The organism is Maridesulfovibrio sp. (assembly GCF_963678865.1).
GTDB lineage: Bacteria > Desulfobacterota > Desulfovibrionia > Desulfovibrionales > Desulfovibrionaceae > Maridesulfovibrio.
On record NZ_OY787459.1, the window covers coordinates 2,167,008 to 2,182,975 of the forward strand.

At 51.1% G+C, this 15,968-nt stretch carries 12 protein-coding genes; 3 read left to right on the forward strand and 9 right to left on the reverse strand.

The window, feature by feature from the left end:
- The first annotated feature begins 27 nt into the window (after positions 1-27).
- The 3 genes from ACKU41_RS09960 (at position 28) to ACKU41_RS09970 (ending at position 3,114) form a co-directional block, all read left to right on the forward strand.
- The gene (locus ACKU41_RS09960) at positions 28-1,311 is read left to right on the forward strand and encodes an L-serine ammonia-lyase, iron-sulfur-dependent, subunit alpha (RefSeq protein ID WP_321405233.1); all 1,284 of its coding nucleotides are present in this window, start codon (positions 28-30) and stop codon (positions 1,309-1,311) included.
- A 40-nt stretch (positions 1,312-1,351) separates the two neighbouring features.
- Positions 1,352-1,735 (forward strand): Rid family detoxifying hydrolase, encoded by a 384-nt coding sequence (locus tag ACKU41_RS09965; protein ID WP_321405234.1) that lies wholly within the window; start codon positions 1,352-1,354, stop codon positions 1,733-1,735.
- 101 nt (positions 1,736-1,836) lie between these two features.
- Positions 1,837-3,114 carry a hypothetical protein gene (locus tag ACKU41_RS09970; RefSeq protein WP_321405235.1) on the forward strand — a complete coding sequence of 426 codons (1,278 nt, stop codon included), beginning with the start codon at positions 1,837-1,839 and terminating at the stop codon, positions 3,112-3,114.
- Between the two features lie 18 nt (positions 3,115-3,132).
- Here the strand turns inward: ACKU41_RS09970 and ACKU41_RS09975 are convergent, their stop codons facing one another.
- From ACKU41_RS09975 to ACKU41_RS10015, 9 genes are all read right to left on the reverse strand, one after another.
- Positions 3,133-4,587 carry a sigma-54 dependent transcriptional regulator gene (locus ACKU41_RS09975; RefSeq protein ID WP_321405236.1) on the reverse strand — a complete coding sequence of 485 codons (1,455 nt, stop codon included), beginning with the start codon at positions 4,585-4,587 and terminating at the stop codon, positions 3,133-3,135.
- Positions 4,588-5,706, reverse strand: a complete 1,119-nt coding sequence (locus tag ACKU41_RS09980; protein ID WP_321405237.1) for an ATP-binding protein — start codon at positions 5,704-5,706, stop codon at positions 4,588-4,590.
- Between the two features lie 15 nt (positions 5,707-5,721).
- Entirely contained in the window at positions 5,722-6,237 is a 516-nt protein-coding gene (locus ACKU41_RS09985; RefSeq protein WP_319777131.1) for a 4Fe-4S dicluster domain-containing protein, read from the reverse strand.
- Between the two features lie 2 nt (positions 6,238-6,239).
- Positions 6,240-7,628 carry a [Fe-Fe] hydrogenase large subunit C-terminal domain-containing protein gene (locus ACKU41_RS09990; protein ID WP_321405238.1) on the reverse strand — a complete coding sequence of 463 codons (1,389 nt, stop codon included), beginning with the start codon at positions 7,626-7,628 and terminating at the stop codon, positions 6,240-6,242.
- Entirely contained in the window at positions 7,628-8,218 is a 591-nt protein-coding gene (locus ACKU41_RS09995; RefSeq protein ID WP_319777135.1) for a 4Fe-4S dicluster domain-containing protein, read from the reverse strand. The genes ACKU41_RS09990 and ACKU41_RS09995 overlap by 1 nt, the downstream gene beginning before the upstream one ends.
- Complete coding sequence (gene fdhF / locus ACKU41_RS10000) at positions 8,203-10,302, reverse strand: formate dehydrogenase subunit alpha (RefSeq protein ID WP_321405239.1); 2,100 nt, start codon at positions 10,300-10,302, stop codon at positions 8,203-8,205. Before fdhF ends, ACKU41_RS09995 begins: the two co-directional genes overlap by 16 nt.
- Positions 10,303-10,664: 362 nt before the next feature.
- Positions 10,665-13,463, reverse strand: a complete 2,799-nt coding sequence (locus tag ACKU41_RS10005) for an FAD-binding and (Fe-S)-binding domain-containing protein (RefSeq protein ID WP_321400472.1) — start codon at positions 13,461-13,463, stop codon at positions 10,665-10,667.
- A complete protein-coding gene (locus ACKU41_RS10010; RefSeq protein ID WP_321400473.1) occupies positions 13,447-14,625 on the reverse strand; it encodes a hypothetical protein in 1,179 nt (392 codons plus the stop codon). Before ACKU41_RS10010 ends, ACKU41_RS10005 begins: the two co-directional genes overlap by 17 nt.
- 4 nt (positions 14,626-14,629) lie before the next feature.
- Positions 14,630-15,796 (reverse strand): hypothetical protein, encoded by a 1,167-nt coding sequence (locus ACKU41_RS10015; RefSeq protein ID WP_321400475.1) that lies wholly within the window; start codon positions 15,794-15,796, stop codon positions 14,630-14,632.
- Positions 15,797-15,968 lie beyond the last annotated feature (172 nt).

Genomic DNA, 15,968 nt, shown 5'->3' on the forward strand with positions numbered 1-15,968 from the left:
TTATCCGCACATACTGAAAGGAAAAATATGGACCTGCACGCTTTCTTTAATAATGAAGTGAAACCGGCTCTGGGATGTACCGAACCCGGCGCAGTGGCTTTTGCCGCCAGTGCCGGAGCAAGCTACCTGGCCGGACCGCCGAAGCACATCCACTTACGTCTGTCGGCCAACATCTATAAGAACGGACAGTCGGTAGGAATACCGGGGACACCGGGTCTCAAAGGAAACCTGCTGGCTGCGGCCCTCGGAGCTATCGGTGGTGATCATGAAAAGGGACTGCAATCCCTTGAAAACATCGATGAGAAATGCATTTCAAAAGCCACTGAAATGCTTAAGGCGGGCAGCCTGACTCAGGAAGTTCTACAGGATACCCCCAATGTCTATGTGGAAGTTGAGCTGATCAGGCAGGGTGAAAGTGTAACTGCGGTTGTCGCCCACACACACGACAATCTTGTTGAAATCATCCGCAACAAACAGACTGTGTTTGAGGGACAGGAATGCGAATCCGGTTCCGGTCGGCTTCCCGCTTACCTTAATGAACTCATACATATGGATTTCGCCCAGCTTTGGGAGCTTGCCGGAAGCATAAGCCCTGAGGACGAAGCCTTCCTGCTCAAAGGGGCTACAATGAACATGGAAGTAGCTGAAAAAGGTTTGTCCAAACCGTGGGGACTCGGCTCCGGTTATGTCACCGCTGAAAACATGCAACAGGAAGATCTCGGCCTGATGATCAGAGCGTGGTCTGCAGCAGCAGCCGATGTTCGTATGGATGGAGGTCAGTGGCCTGTGATGAGCAGTGCAGGAAGCGGCAACCATGGTCTGACCGCCATTATTCCTCCTGCTCTTGCTGCCAGATTCTGGAAAAGAAGTGATCGGGAGCTTGCTGAAGCTTTAGCCCTTTCACATCTGGTTACCGGAGCGGTGAAGGCTAAAACAGGCCGCCTTACTCCGGTATGCGGATGTTCCATTGCAGCCGGAGCCGGTGCAGCAGCGGCCCTTACCAGACTTGCCCAGGGAACGCCAGCTCAGGCAGAACAGGCCTCTGCCTTCGTGCTTTCTTCCGTACTCGGAATGATCTGCGACGGAGCCAAAGGGACATGTGCCCTGAAGGTGGGAACAGCCGCCGGAGAAGCTTATCAGGGAATGCTGCTGGCAACAAAAGGTAAGCCGATGACCTCCCAGCAGGGTATCATAGGTCCCGATTTCACCGGCAACACAACTGCAGTCGGAGAACTCTCCGGTATAGGCTTTGCCGCGGTTGATGCTGTAATCCTGCGTTTGCTGGACAGGCAACCCTCCGGCACAGCCTAAAATATCACATCTTGAAACCTAAAAATGGAGAACAAAAAAAATGAGTAACCTTGATTTCATAGCTACAGAAAACGCTCCCGCTGCGGTTGGACCATATTCTCAGGCAGTTGCCCATGACAACGTTCTTTACGTAAGCGGGCAACTGGGACTGAACCCGGAAACAATGACTCTTGCTGAAGGATTCAGTGCACAGGCAAAGCAGGCTGTGGCAAACCTCGGAGCAATTCTCGCGGAAGCCGGATGTTCTGTAACCGACATCATCAGCGTAGATGTTTTTCTTGTAGATATGGGCGAATTCAAAACACTTAACGAAATCTATGCCGACTTCATGGGAGACCACAAACCGGCCCGGGCAGCTATTCAAGTTGCAGCCCTGCCGCTTGGCGGTCTCGTTGAAATTAAATGCGTTGCCCGTAAGAACTAACTTTAAACTTTCGCAATAAAAGGCTAAAAGCTCCTCGAATACTGTTTACCAGTATTCAGGAGCTTTTGGCATTACATTAAAAGATAACAGATTCAAAATTTATGCTTACCACTCTGCAACGATACACTGGATGGATCATTCTCAGCACTTTGTTTCTTTTTATTGCCAGCAAGCTCACGGCATCTCTGATCCTCATTGTTGCGCTTCTGGCATGGCTGGTAGTAATCGTAGAGTGGAACAGACTCCCCTCCGGTTCACGCAGGCAGGCTTCCCTTCTTCTGGGCATAGGGAGCATCGCGCTGCTCTTTTCAGCATGGAACGGGGTCTTTGTGGGCTGGCAGAAAATACTTACCCAGAATCTGCAACTGCTGCCGATGTTCATAGCCGTATCATTTCTGGGATTGACTACCCCTGACGCTCAGGACCTAAATCTGCCGAAAGGCAAAAGGGCCATGCTGACCACATCGGTCGGGACCAATCTGCTCGGCGCGGTTATCAATCTGTCTATCCTGTTTGTTTTCGGGGATCGGCTGAAACGCAATAACACTTTAAGCAAAGCACAGGCAATTATCCTTGCCCGCTCCTTCTGTGCTGCGGCATGGTGGTCTCCTTTTTTTCTTTCGGCAGGGGTTGCTCTTACTTACGCCCCGCAAATGGAGTTTCAGCGCATACTACTGCCGGGAATCATTCTTACCGCCATTTCAATAGCTTACTCCATCATAGAGGTCGGATTTGTCCGCAAGATTGAATTTACCGGCTACCCGGTACGCTTGGAGAGTCTGAGTGTACCGTTTTTACTCGCAATAGCGGTAATCATCAGTCATCATTACTTTCCTGATCTGGGCATGATCCTGCTCATCTGCATAATCACCCCGCCTGCTGCCATTCTGTTAATGCGCGATAAACCGAGACTTCATTATCTGCACGATTTCATATCCTGCCGCATAACGTCCACGGTCAGCCAGTTTGTCCTTTTTCTCACAGCAGGCATTTTCTCAATCGGTATATCCTCATTCATGCGGGTCTATCCGGAACTGTTCAATTTTTCCGGGACAACATTCAGTCATTCATTATTTGCAATGGTCTCAGCCCTGCTCATAGCGCTGGGGTTTATCGGTGTACATCCGCTGGTGGGGATATCCATTGTCAGTCCTCTGCTGCTGCCCCTGAATCCCGACAACTCCCAACTTGCTTTTCTGTTTCTGACAACCTGGGCCGTAGCTGCGGGCAGCAGTCCGCTATCTGCAGTAGGCCTGGTAATGAGCAGTCGCTACCAGTTATCGCCATGGTCTATACTGACCAACAACCTTCACTACGCAGTAGCCATGTGGCTGAGCGCTAATGTGGTAAGCATATTATATTTCGGCAGCCACGTATGACGGAAATCTTCTCCGATTCTATTTTTTCCCGCTCTTTTCTCTAGCCGCCAACCTGTAATAAAGCATGCGGATAGAAATCCCCAGTTGTGCTGCTGCTCTGGTTTTATTACCGCCAGTTGCGGCTAGAGCGCTGTTTATGTCTTCTTCAGTAGGCCGGGACCGTTTTTGATGTTCTGTTTTGCTTGCTGGCGGAACTTTTTCCCGCAACGGTGTGCTGAGCATCATACCGGCCAGATAACCGGACAGATGATCAGGGAGAAGAACGGGAGAATCATGCATAACCGAAATCCATTCCATGGCATTTTTAAGTTCACGCACGTTGCCGGACCACGCATGTTCCAGCAGAACCTCGGCAGCTTCGGGGCTGATTTCTTTGAAAGACTTGCCCCGCTTCTCTGAAAAAGCCCTCAAAAAAAGTAATGCCAGCGGGATGATACCGTCACGACGCTTACGCAGAGGTGGAACCATGATACTGCCCACCCGCAGACGGTAGTAGAGATCACTACGAAACAGCCCCTGCTCGATGCGCTCGGTCAGGTCGAGATTGGTCGCGGCGATGATACGTATGTCGATTTTTATTTTGCTCAACCCGCCTACGCGGTAAAAACTTTTGTCTTCAATTACGCGCAACAGTTTGGCCTGCAGCCCCACCGGGATTTCACCGATTTCGTCCAGAAAAAGCGTCCCGCCCATAGCCAGATCAATCTTGCCTCTCGCTCCACGGGTAGCCCCGCCGGTAAAAGCCCCGGCCTCATAGCCGAACAATTCACTTTCAAAAAGATTGGCTGGCAGAGCCGCGCAGTTAATGTCCACAAAAGGACGCGTTGCAAGGGAATTATCCTCACCGTAATGGATAAGCTTGGCTACAATATCCTTGCCGACACCGGTTTCCCCCTGAATGAGCACGGGCAGGTCGCGGTCTTGGTGATAACACCGGGCCTGATTGACAATCTCCCACATGGATTCGGAAAAAATACCCACATTATCAAGTCCGGCCTGTCTGGCAAGCTGTTCACGCAATTGGGAGAGTTCAGCCCGCACACCATTTGTCGCCTCTGCCACAACTTCCTCGAAATGATCGGTCAGCCTTTCATTTTCATGCAGCAGGGCCTGATGCTCAGCCACACGAGCCATAACCGACTTCAACTCCTCGAGATTAATGGGCTTGGTCAAATAGTCGTAGGCCCCGGCCCGCAAGGCACCGATGGCAAGTTCAAGGTCGGCATGCCCGGTATAAAGGACCACATCCGCCGGACATAAGCCGGGAAGTCCTTTGATGTCGCGCACCAGCTCTATCCCGGATTTACCCGGCATCTGGATATCCGAAAGAACCATTTCGAAATCATGGCTGCGGAAAAGATTAAGCGCGGAAACCGCATCTGCGCATGGAGTGACCGCATGCCCGAGCAGGGTCATATATTCGGCAAGGGATTCACGGGTATCCGCGTCGTCATCAACAAGCAGAATTCGCATTTACACCCTCTCTGGATCAGCTGCAGGAAAAGTGGCCCGCATCAAAGCCCCACCCTCCGGACGGTTTTCCGCAACTATGGAACCTCCTGCTGCCTGCACTATGGTGCGCACAATGGACAGCCCTAGCCCCATGGATGTTCCCGGAGATTTGGTAGAGAAAAACGGTTCGAAAAGTTCTTCAGCCAACTTCGGGTCAAACCCCGGACCATTATCAGCAACGCTAAGCTCAACGGATTTCTTCCCCTGAGCTTCCACCCTGATGGAGATAGTCTTCTGCTTAACGCCACTTCCTTCCAAAGCCTGCATGGCATTGGCCACAAGGTTCATGATTAATTCCTCAAACCGGATGCCGGTTCCGGCAACAGGTCCGGCTTCCGAATCGACAGCCAACTCCAGAGCAATGCCTCTTGCTGTCATCTGGGCTCTGAGCAGGGAAAGGGAGGAATCCACGGCTTCACCTAGGTAGCACAATTCACCGGTTACCGTCTGGTTGCAGCGCAGATGCTCACGCAGATGATTTACGATGGAATCAATACGGTCCACCTGTCCTGATATTTTCTGCAATATGCGCACAACTTCCTTGTTGGGCGACTCTGACCGGTCCTCCAGCAACAACGCCGATGCGGAGAGAAGTCGTATGGCATTCAACGGCTGGTTGATCTCGTGAGCAATACCGCCGCCGATAACAGCAAAAGTAGTCACCCTGCTGGCTCTCTCCATGGCAGAACGGGCCTCTGCCAGAGTCGCCTCTGCCTGCCGTTGTGCCGTTACATCACGGCCCACAGATTGATATTCAACAGCATTGCCCTGTTCATCAAAAATAGCTCTGGTGACGAACTGCACATAATGAATCTGCCCGTCATCATCACGATAGCTGGGCTCGGTAACGACCTCCGGGTTCTCAGGAGTAAGAGAGTATACCTGACTGACAATCTCATCACGTTCTTCCGAATCCAGAAAATCCTGAAAACGGGATGCGAGAAGTGTTTCAGAACTCTTGCCGTAAAAACGGCAAAATGCGCTGTTCACAAAAGTCAGCCGCCCATCGGGCCGGAAACGGCGGATAAGCTCCGTCTGGTCCTCGACTACGGTCCGGTATATGGCATTCTGTGCAGTCATCAGCGAATCATTTTCCTAGTTATTTGCAAAACCCACCTGACACGCATTTTTCAACCGCTTTGCGGAAGATAACTTATGCAAAGCCTCAGTGGAAAAGACACTCAAGGCACCCGCCGGACACACTGAAACACAGGCCGGCTGTTCACGGTGTCCGGAGCATAAATCACATTTGTGGGCCACCGGGGCTTCATGCCCGGCATTGATGATACCAACCTGCATGGCACCCAGCGGACAGGCGGCGAGACATCCCTTGCACCCGAAACAGAGTTCAGCGTCAACAACCACAGCCTGACCGTCAAAGGATATAGCCCCCACGGGGCAAGCCGCAGCGCAAGGGGCATCCTCACACTGGCGGCATTGGACAGGAGCGGTAACCCCGGACTCGCGGACAACGGAAATACGAGGGCTGAAAGGCTGGCCCTTTTCCATGGCCCGGCCCATATCAAATTCCATATGGGCATCCACACAGGCAATTTCACAGGCCCGGCAACCGATACAACGGGAGGGAACAGCCAGCACAAAAGTATTCATGATTAATGTCTCCCGCAATCGGTTCCATAGTGTGTATGCAACAGCTCATGCGAACGGTGGCCCAGAGGTTTGCCCAGAAACTTTTCATACAGGTCCACCACGGACTCATTTTTATGTGAAGCGCGCACCGGAAGTTCCCTGTCATGACGATGCAGACTTCCACGACGTCGGGCAATAGCATCGGTAAGGTCTACACCGGGGAGCAGCTTGGGCTGGCCTCCCCCGGCAACACAACCACCGGGACAGCACATTACTTCCATAAAATCAAAATCGGCGTTTCCGGCACGCACATCCTCAAGCAGAGGCGCCGCATTGGCCAAACCGGAAACAATAACCGCACGGAGGGTCCTTCCAGCTACGTCTATGGTAGCTCTGCGAACACCTTCACCTGCCGGGGAAAAAACCACCCCGCTCTCACAGACATCATCTCCGCCGGTAACAGCGATTGCCGTGCGCAAAGCCGCTTCCATGACCCCGCCGGAAGCCCCGAAAATAACTCCCGCACCGGTGTAAAGTCCCATGGGAACATCAAAATCTTCTTCAGGCATCTCAGGAAGATTGATATTTCTCTCTTTCAGCATGGCCGCCAGTTCGGTCACAGTCAGCACGGCATCCACATCGGGCTGCCCGCTGTCCTGCATTTCGGGACGCGCGGCTTCGTGTTTTTTGGCCGTACAGGGCATTACAGCGACACTGGCGATGGACTCAGGGCCGACTCCCGCAATTTCAGCACCATAGGTTTTGAAAAGAGCTCCCGCCATCTGCTGCGGAGATTTGCAGCTTGAAAGATGGTCGGTCAAATCGGGCCATGCAGTTTCCACGTAGCGCACCCAGCCGGGGCAGCAGGAAGTGAACATCGGCAGGGGACCGTCGGATTTGATGCGCTCCAACAGTTCCGAAGACTCTTCCATAATGGTCACATCCGCCGCAAAAATGGTATCGTAAACAGCATCAAAGCCGAGGCGGCGCAGGGAGGCGGCAAGCTTGCCCGGAGTCAGTGTTCCCGGCGCAAGACCATATTCCTCGGCAATGGAGGTACGTACTGCCGGGGCACACTGGACCATGGATTTTAGAGACGGATCGGCAAGAAGTTCCGCTACACGTTTTGTGTCATTACGAAAATGTGCGGCAAACAGCGGCGCGAGATCATTTTCAGCCAGACCGCGTTCACGGCGCATGGCCGGAAGATTCTCCGCAGCATCATCAAAGGGAGAAACAAAAGCAGAACAGGTCAACACACACTGACCGCAGACAACGCAACGGGAAGTGTCAATACTCTGGGGTTCGCCGTCAATGCCGACAATGGCATCCACCGGACAGACTTCGGCGCAGCGGCGGCACCCGGTACAGACTTGAGAATCTATGGATACGACTTGGGAAACGGTTGTCATTACAGTTCCTCCCCTGCCCGGGTTCCGACCCCGGCAAGAGCCAGTGCGGCTTCTATTTTACGACGTTTTTTAATTTTCACAGGGTCCACCAGAGTAATTGCATCCTTTGGGCAGGCCTCCACACAAGCCGGACCTTGAGGCCGCTCATGGCAAAGATCGCACTTGCTGGCCAACAGGGCCGGTTCCTCAATGTATGAGTCCTGGTTCAAGGGATCGACAACCCGGCGCAGGACCGGAAGGCCCTCTTTCCAGATCATGGTCATCTCCATGGCACCAAAGGGACAAGCCGCAAGACAGGTCTTACAACCTACGCAACGGCCTTCATCCACCAGCACACCTGAATCGGTACGCTGAATAGCCCCGTTGGGACAGACTGCGGCACAGGGGGCATCCTCACAATGACGGCAGCCCACCGGGACACAAATATTCTCGGCCCGGATCAGGTAAAGCCGGGGTGCAAGGGAACCGTTCAGGCTCCCCACGGAGACGCCGCCTTGCAGGTGAGCGGCGGCACAAGCCAGTTCACAGGCCCGGCAACCGACACATTTGGCTGCGCTGGCAAGTATAAAAGGTGTTAACTGAGATGACATGGTATTTCTTCCTTTATTGATACAGGAGCCTGCGCATCTACTGACTCCTTAAATTTACGGATTGAAACGGCACAGACTTTCAGTTGCGGAGTCCCGGTAACAGGATCGCCTTCTGAAATGGTCAGCACATTGCCGGGGCTTTCAGAGAAATGAAAAGTCATGAAAACCAGCCCCCGGCGCACCCGGCGGGTAACCCAGGCCCGAGCCTTGACCGTTCCCCTGCGGGAACTGACCTGCGCAAGCTCGCCGTCGACAATGCCGTACTTTTCAGCATCATCCGGGTGTATTTCCACGAGTTCTTCCGGCCATGTACCATCCAGACCGAAACAACGTCTGGTCATGGTGCCTGTATGATAATGGGCCACAACCCGGCCCGTGGTCAAAGTCAGCGGATACTCAGCATCCGGCAATTCCGCAGGCTCGCGGTGAACGAGAGGTACAAACTTTCCGGGGCCGCGCATGCAGCCTCCCACATGCAGAACAGGAGTACCGGGATGTGATTCGTCCGGGCAGGGCCACTGGATACCCCCGGACTCCAGACGGTCATAACTGATCCCGGCATGGGTTGGAGTGAGCCTGCGCATTTCATCAAAAACATCGGAAGCGTTTGCGTAACGTTCCGTACGGCCCATACGGGCCAGCAGGTCTGCCAGAATAACCCAGTCCGCACGGCTTTCTCCAATAGGATCAACAGCACGCCGTACACGCTGAACACGCCGTTCAGTGCTGGTGAAAGTACCGTCTTTTTCAGCAAAACTGGCTCCGGGCAGGACCACATCAGCCAGAGCAGCCGTCTCAGTCATAAAAAGATCCTGCACTACCAGAAAATCGACATGCTTCAGGCAATGTTCTACGTGGGTAATATCCGGGTCACTGCGCATGGGATTTTCACCGAAGACGAAAAGTGCTTTTAGGCGGTCCTCTTCAACTGCATGCAACATTTTAGGGATGGTCAAGCCCGGATCGGCAGGCAATTTCACATTCCATGCGGACTCAAAAGATTCACGGACGGAATCATCGGTCACCGGACGGTACCCGGTCAGCACATTAGGCAAGGCTCCCATATCGCATGCCCCCTGTACATTATTCTGACCGCGTAAAGGATTAACCCCGGTCTTGGGCCGCCCTATATTCCCGGTAAGCAGTGCGAGATTGGAGACTGCAAGAACATTGTTAGTCCCTGTTGTATGCTGGGTCACGCCCATGGTATAATAGAAAGACGTATTGACAGCTCCGGCAATAAGCCTTGCCGCCTTGCGTATGTCATCGGCAGGAACCCCGGCAATTCCTGCCACGGTTTCAGGGTCATAAGGCTGCAAACCTTCGCGCAAGGATTCAAAATCTTCGGTGGAGGCAAGTACGGATTCAATATCAGCCAACCCATCATCCAAAATGACTTTGGCTATGGATGAAAGCAAAGGTGTATCCGTCCCCGGACGCAACCGGAGCCAGACATCAGCCTGACGGGCAAGATCGATTTCTCTGGGATCAATAACAACCAGTCCGGCACCGTTCCGTCTGGCCTCCAGCATACCGAGACCAATGATGGGATGGCACTCTGTGGTGTTGGTGCCGATAGCACAGATACAGTCCCCCGACCCCATATCCCAAAGTTCGCGAATGGAATTGGTCATGGATCCGCTGCCAAGTGAAGTAGCCAGTCCGGCCACAGTGGGAGCGTGTCAGAGGCGAGCGCAATGGTCGATATTATTACTGCCGAGCCCTGCGCGAAAAAGTTTCTGGAACAGATAATTTTCTTCATTGGTACAGCGGGCACTGCTGAAGCCGCCTACAGCCTCCGGGCCGTACTCGACCGCAATGGAGCTTAAACGCTCTGCCACCAGAGCAAGCGCTTCTTCCCATGAAGCCGGAACCAGTTCACCATTCCTGCGCAGCAGCGGGGAGGTAAGGCGATCACGGTGGTGGACAAAATCAAAACCGAAACGCCCCTTGGAACACAAAGCCCCCTGGTTTACAGAAGGTTCCGGCCCCGGAGAGACACTGACGATGCGTTCATTCTCCACCTCCAAAGAGAGGGAACAGCCCGCACCGCAATATGGACATGTGGTAGTTATTCTTTGCATGCGGCCCTAGTAGCATAAGGTGTGCCATAAACCAACGCCGACCTGTATCCACGTAACTAGCTGGAAAGATAAACTTTAACTTAAAAGCAGTTTGCAGCGAAATAAAAAATGACTGCAATTGCACACTTTTATTGCATGCAATAAAAAAATTGCATGCAATCTAATCTTTCCATGCCCTCTGGTTATGAAATATGCCACTCCCACTGATGGGCAGACAACGGTACGGACCTTTTGCTTCAGTACTAAATTTGACCAACCTTCTTTCTGAAGTCAATTAAAGCCAAGTTCTTGATCACTAAAAAAACGCCCCGGACATCAAGTTCCGGGGCGTTGAAATTACAAGCTATTTAACGCAAACCACTCTAACGGGTGGCCTCCTCCACAAGATACAGGATATTCCTGTAATTCTTTCCGCCATGAAGAGTTAAACCGATCTCACAGGTACGGGAGACACTGTATCCTTCATCACAGTCAGCAATCTGGTTTTTTAAACCCTCCAGAGCAGAAGCATTCAGCTCCGGTTTATGAAACCCCTTATCGCCGGAAAAACCACAGCAACCTATCCCTTTAGGGACAACGACCGCTTCCGCGCATCTGTCTGCCAGTTCCCGGAAGGAGTCCTCCAATCCCATTGTGCGGGTGGAACAAGTTGGGTGAAGAGCTACAGTTCTGGGTAACTTTTTAAACTCCAAACGGCTGAGCAGGTTCTTCGTGGCAAACTCAATGGGATCCATTAGCACAAGCCGTTTATCCAAAGTTTTTTTCATGCGTGCCAGGCAGGGGCTGGTATCGCAAAGCACAGTATATTCGCCGTCATTACTGGCCTTAAGTAAAGCCGCACTTAATTTAGCGGAAAGATCATCTGCCTGCTGCATCAGCCCTTTGGTTTCAAAAGCCTTTCCGCAACAAAGACTGTCCATTGACTCGGGAAACAAGACTTCAAGCCCTGCCCTTTGCAACAGTCTTACGGTCACATCCATAAGCGGGTCTGAATCATCACCTTTGGACGCTCCCATGGTACGGACCGCACATGAAGGGAAATAAACAACCTTCTGCACGCCATTATGAGAAGTTGATACAGCGGGCCTTTTGCTGCCGCCTTTGGGCATAGCTTTATTCCACATGGGTATACGGTTACCGGAAATCGAGCGGGTCGCTCCGGCCATGCGTCCCATATTGGAATCCCCGATAATTCGCTGAACCAGAGACATGCAGCTTAAAGCCATGGAAGCCTTGTGCAGGACCCCTTCCATGTGACCGGACACATAATCAGCCAGCTTAAGAACATTTTCGGAAGCATTACGGCCACGAACTTCACGCACCATATTAGCGACATCTACCCCCAGAGGACAGCGGGTACGGCAAAGTCCGTCAGTTGCGCAGAGCTGCTCTCCGTATTGCCGGAAAACTTTCTCCCATTCGGCTGCAGTTTCCTCATCACCTTCGGCGCGCAACTTGGTTATCGCCCTTGAGAGGCTGATCCGCTGGCGGGGGGTTAGACCTATGTTGCGGGAAGGACAAATCTGTTCACAAAACCCGCATTCCACGCAAAGATCAACATCAGGATGGGTAGCTACCGGACTCTTGAGTCCGTCAATATGAGCCGAAGCATCCTCGCTTATCAATACGCCGGGATTAAGGATATTCCGGGGATCAAAAAGTTGCTTCACCCGGCACATCACTTCATACAGAAAGTCACCCCACTCTTTGCGCACAAAAGGAGCCATGGCCCGGCCTGTTCCGTGCTCTGCCTTCAGGGAACCGTCAAATTTCTCGGTAATTAGATCCACCAAATCAATCATAAAATGGTGCAGCTTATCCACTTCCCCGGCATCAGCAATTTTAACCGGAATGGAAAAATGCAGGTTGCCATGAAAAGCATGCCCCATAATTCCGGCAGCGTATCCGTAACGCTCAAACAATTCCTGAAAAGCTTCACACCCCTCAGCAAGGCGGGCAACCGGAATATTAATGTCTTCGGTAAGCACATATTCATCAGGCTCACGAAAGTTGGCGATAGCCGGGAAAAGAGCACGCCGAATGTTCCACAATTTCTCGCACTCGTTTTCGTCAGTTGTAAAACTCTGATCGGAAAGAGCTGGAAAACGGCTCATTACTTCCAGAATTTCATCAACATTCTTTTGAACTCCTTCGGCATCCCAACCCTTGGTTTCAATGAGCATGGCACATGCACCATCCTGCAGATTCTTCATCACATCAGGAATGCCTTTGAGATTCTGCATGGCGGTGAGGGAATTAAAATCCAAGACTTCTGCTGCATCAATTTTACAGCTATCCTTCATGGCGATGACGATATCTGTAGCAACATTCAGCGAAGGGAAAAACATCAGCCCGACAGCACGCTTAGGGGGAGTGGGAATGGTTTCCATGAGAACTTCGTGAATAAACCCCAGCGTTCCTTCCGATCCGACCATCAGGTGCATCAGAATTTCAACCGGATCTTCATGATCGACAAAAGAATTCACAGTGTAACCGATGGTATTCTTGATGGAATACTTACGCCTGATACGCTCCACCACATCCCTATCGGCAATAACCTTTTCACGCAGGACGCGAAGCTCATCAAGCAGTCCGGCATGCGATTCGCGGAATGCAGAAACACTATTCTTGTCAGTAGTGTCCAGATAAGTACCGTCTGCAAGCACAAGGCGCATTCCCTTGACAGCATGGTAGCTGTTCTCTTCAACCATGCAGCACATACCCGCAGAGTTATCGGCAATAATGCCACCCATTGTCGCAGAGGTTATGGAGGCCGGGTCTGCAGCCATCTTGCGCTGATATGGACCAAGGGCCATGTTGACTTCCACACCGATCACACTGCTTCCGGACCAAAACAGCTTTCCGCCATCAAGAACTTCGAGCCGCTTCCATTCAGGACCCATCAACCGGACAAGAACGCCCTCACCACAGGCCTGACCGCTTACCGCTGTTCCGGCACCACGAAAAGTCACACCCATGTTGTTTTCAGAACATACCCTGAGCACACCAAGGACTTCATCAATGCTACGGACATCCACAACAAGTTTGGCCTTGGGTTCAAAATAACTTGCATCCACGGCATAAGTGGAAACAAGAGCTGGATGATCATAAATCTGAGCGGCGGGAAGCACACGCCGCATATCATTAACTAGCTTTGTCAACACAGAACTCCTTGTCTGTTACATCCTCAGAAAAACGCCACAATCCGACACCGCGCAACACAGTAGGGATTGTGATCAACAATAAAGTAACCCAGCCCATTGAACCGTACCCTTTTCCGATCAGCGGTATAAGACCGAATTGAGCTACCATCCAGCAGATTGCAACTAGCACGATTGAGGAACCCATGGCATGGACCCTCTGCTTACGGGATTTTTCTTCTTCATCGAGATTACGCCCGAGCAGAGTAACAAGACGGTTGGTCGTTCCGAACACAAGGGCCACCCCGGTGGAAACAGCACCGACAACAATGCAGAGGGAGATCAGGGTCGTCATCCACGGTCCGCCAACCCCGTTCATTACTACGAACAGAGCAGGAACAGCTTCCTTGAGCACTCCCTGATCAACAAAAGCCATAATTCCGAAATAAGCCAGATACATAATCAGGGAGTTAATAAAAATACCGATCACAATGGCCTTGCGCAGGCAGGTTTTATTCGGACAAACCTGTGCATGAACGATATAAGCACCGATAGCGGCGCAATGCAGAGTCCCGTATTTTACGCCCCACCATAACGCATCCCAGAAGGTGTCCGGGCCGCTGACAGCAATCTTCCCGGTCTTGATAGCTTCAATGTTCTCGATGATTTTAGGGAAATACTCGATTATATTGGGCAGATAAATCACAAACATGCTGGCAATCAACATGACAGAAACGACCACAGCTGATTTACGGACCAACTCGGAACCATAAATGGTAAACACAAAAATGATAGCTGCAATACAAAAGGTGTTAACCATGTAGGAAGAACCGAAAAGTTTGGTCAGGATGGTTCCGCCGGTGGCAAAAGCAACCGAAGTGGCAAGCAAAAGAATGGCATTGACCAGAATTTCATAAAGCGGAACAGCAAAAAAACCGATTCCGCCATACATTTTTTTAGACCAGTTACTATAATCGTAAGTATTGAACCTGGCTGCAATAACCATTGAAAAATACATGCAGCAGCCCATAATCAACATCGAGACGGCAGGCATGAATATGGATGTCCAATGATGATTTGCATAGAACGCCACTATTTGGCGCCCGGAAGCAAACCCGCCTCCGAAGTGGGAACTGAACCAAACCAGCGCAATAGCTAAATAGCCGGGAATAATTTTGTTCATAGCTTTACTCCGTAGTAACTTTTTCAGCTACATCTTCAGAAAAACGCCATAAACCGAATCCGCGCAGAAGAACGGGCAGAGTAAGAATCAGCAGAGAAACCCAACCGATATTTCCATAACCTTTTCCGATCAGGGGAATAAGGCCCATCTGTGCAACAACCCAGCAGGCGATGATAAGAAAAGCGGAAGCAATTACGGAATGGAATTTACGTTTATTTTCTTTCTGTTCCTCTGTCATATTGCGACCGAAATAATTCACCAGACGGTTTGTAGTGCCGTACACCAGCGCAACACCAGTTGAAACTGCCCCGATTACAATACACAGGGAAATAAGCACGGTCATCCAGCTACCGCCGACACCATGCATAACGACAAAAAGGGAAGGGACTGCTTCCTTCAGTACACCCTGATCAACAAATGCAAGAATACCAAAATAAGTCAGGTACATGATACAGGTATTGATGAAGAATCCGACTATTGTCGCTTTCTTCAGACTGGCTTTGTCCGGGCAGGCCTGAACGTGAACAATGTAAGCCCCGATGGCACAACACTGCAAAGCTCCATACTTGAATGCCCACCACAGGGAATCCATCAGGGTATTCGGGCTTCCTGTAGCTATTTCACCATTTTTAATAGCCGCAAAATTGGCCAGAATTTTCGGAAAATAATACACAATATTGGGTACATATATAATAAAAATGCAGGAAATCAGGATGATCGAAACCACAGTTGCCGATTTGCGGACAAGGTCGGCACCATAGATGGTCAGCACAAAGATAATCGCAGCAATAGCTACTGTGTTCAGCATGTAGGAAGTACCGAATGCCTTGGCTATTGTCGAACCCCCGGTTGCGAAAGCCACTGCCGTAACCAGAACCAGCAGGCTGTTGAAAAGAATTTCAAACAAGGGGGCCATGACAGTGGATGCTGAACCGTATAATTTTTTAGACCAGCGGCTGTAATCATACACTTCATATTTGGCGGCAATCAGCATGGAAAAATAAAGACTCAGAGCCATAATCAGCATTGATACTGCAGGCATAAACAGAGAGGTCCACTGGTGGTTCAGGTAAAAAGCAACAATCTGGCGTCCGGAAGCAAATCCTCCACCAAAATGGGAGCTGAACCATACAAACGCAATTGCGAGATAGGCGGGAATTAATTTGTTCATACTCATAAGTGGTTAAAAGTTAATCAGAAATAAATTTCACAGATTTTACATCGGCACCCAAAAATCATCCCACAAACCTGCTCGGTCTTGAGCCCTGCAAACGTACCCACAAAAAAATGACCGCCGGTCACTTTGTGTCGCTCGAGAAAAATTTGTATCCGTTTAATCAAAA

Bases quoted from the DNA above. Each gene is read 5' to 3' on its own strand.
- ACKU41_RS09960 (WP_321405233.1), top strand. From the start codon at position 28: ATGGACCTGCACGCTTTCTTTAATAATGAAGTGAAACCGGCTCTGGGA.
- ACKU41_RS09965 (WP_321405234.1), top strand. From the start codon at position 1,352: ATGAGTAACCTTGATTTCATAGCTACAGAAAACGCTCCCGCTGCGGTT.
- ACKU41_RS09970 (WP_321405235.1), top strand. From the start codon at position 1,837: ATGCTTACCACTCTGCAACGATACACTGGATGGATCATTCTCAGCACT.
- ACKU41_RS09975 (WP_321405236.1), bottom strand. From the start codon at position 4,587: ATGCGAATTCTGCTTGTTGATGACGACGCGGATACCCGTGAATCCCTT.
- ACKU41_RS09980 (WP_321405237.1), bottom strand. From the start codon at position 5,706: ATGACTGCACAGAATGCCATATACCGGACCGTAGTCGAGGACCAGACG.
- ACKU41_RS09985 (WP_319777131.1), bottom strand. From the start codon at position 6,237: ATGAATACTTTTGTGCTGGCTGTTCCCTCCCGTTGTATCGGTTGCCGG.
- ACKU41_RS09990 (WP_321405238.1), bottom strand. From the start codon at position 7,628: ATGACAACCGTTTCCCAAGTCGTATCCATAGATTCTCAAGTCTGTACC.
- ACKU41_RS09995 (WP_319777135.1), bottom strand. From the start codon at position 8,218: ATGTCATCTCAGTTAACACCTTTTATACTTGCCAGCGCAGCCAAATGT.
- ACKU41_RS10010 (WP_321400473.1), bottom strand. From the start codon at position 14,625: ATGAACAAAATTATTCCCGGCTATTTAGCTATTGCGCTGGTTTGGTTC.
- ACKU41_RS10015 (WP_321400475.1), bottom strand. From the start codon at position 15,796: ATGAACAAATTAATTCCCGCCTATCTCGCAATTGCGTTTGTATGGTTC.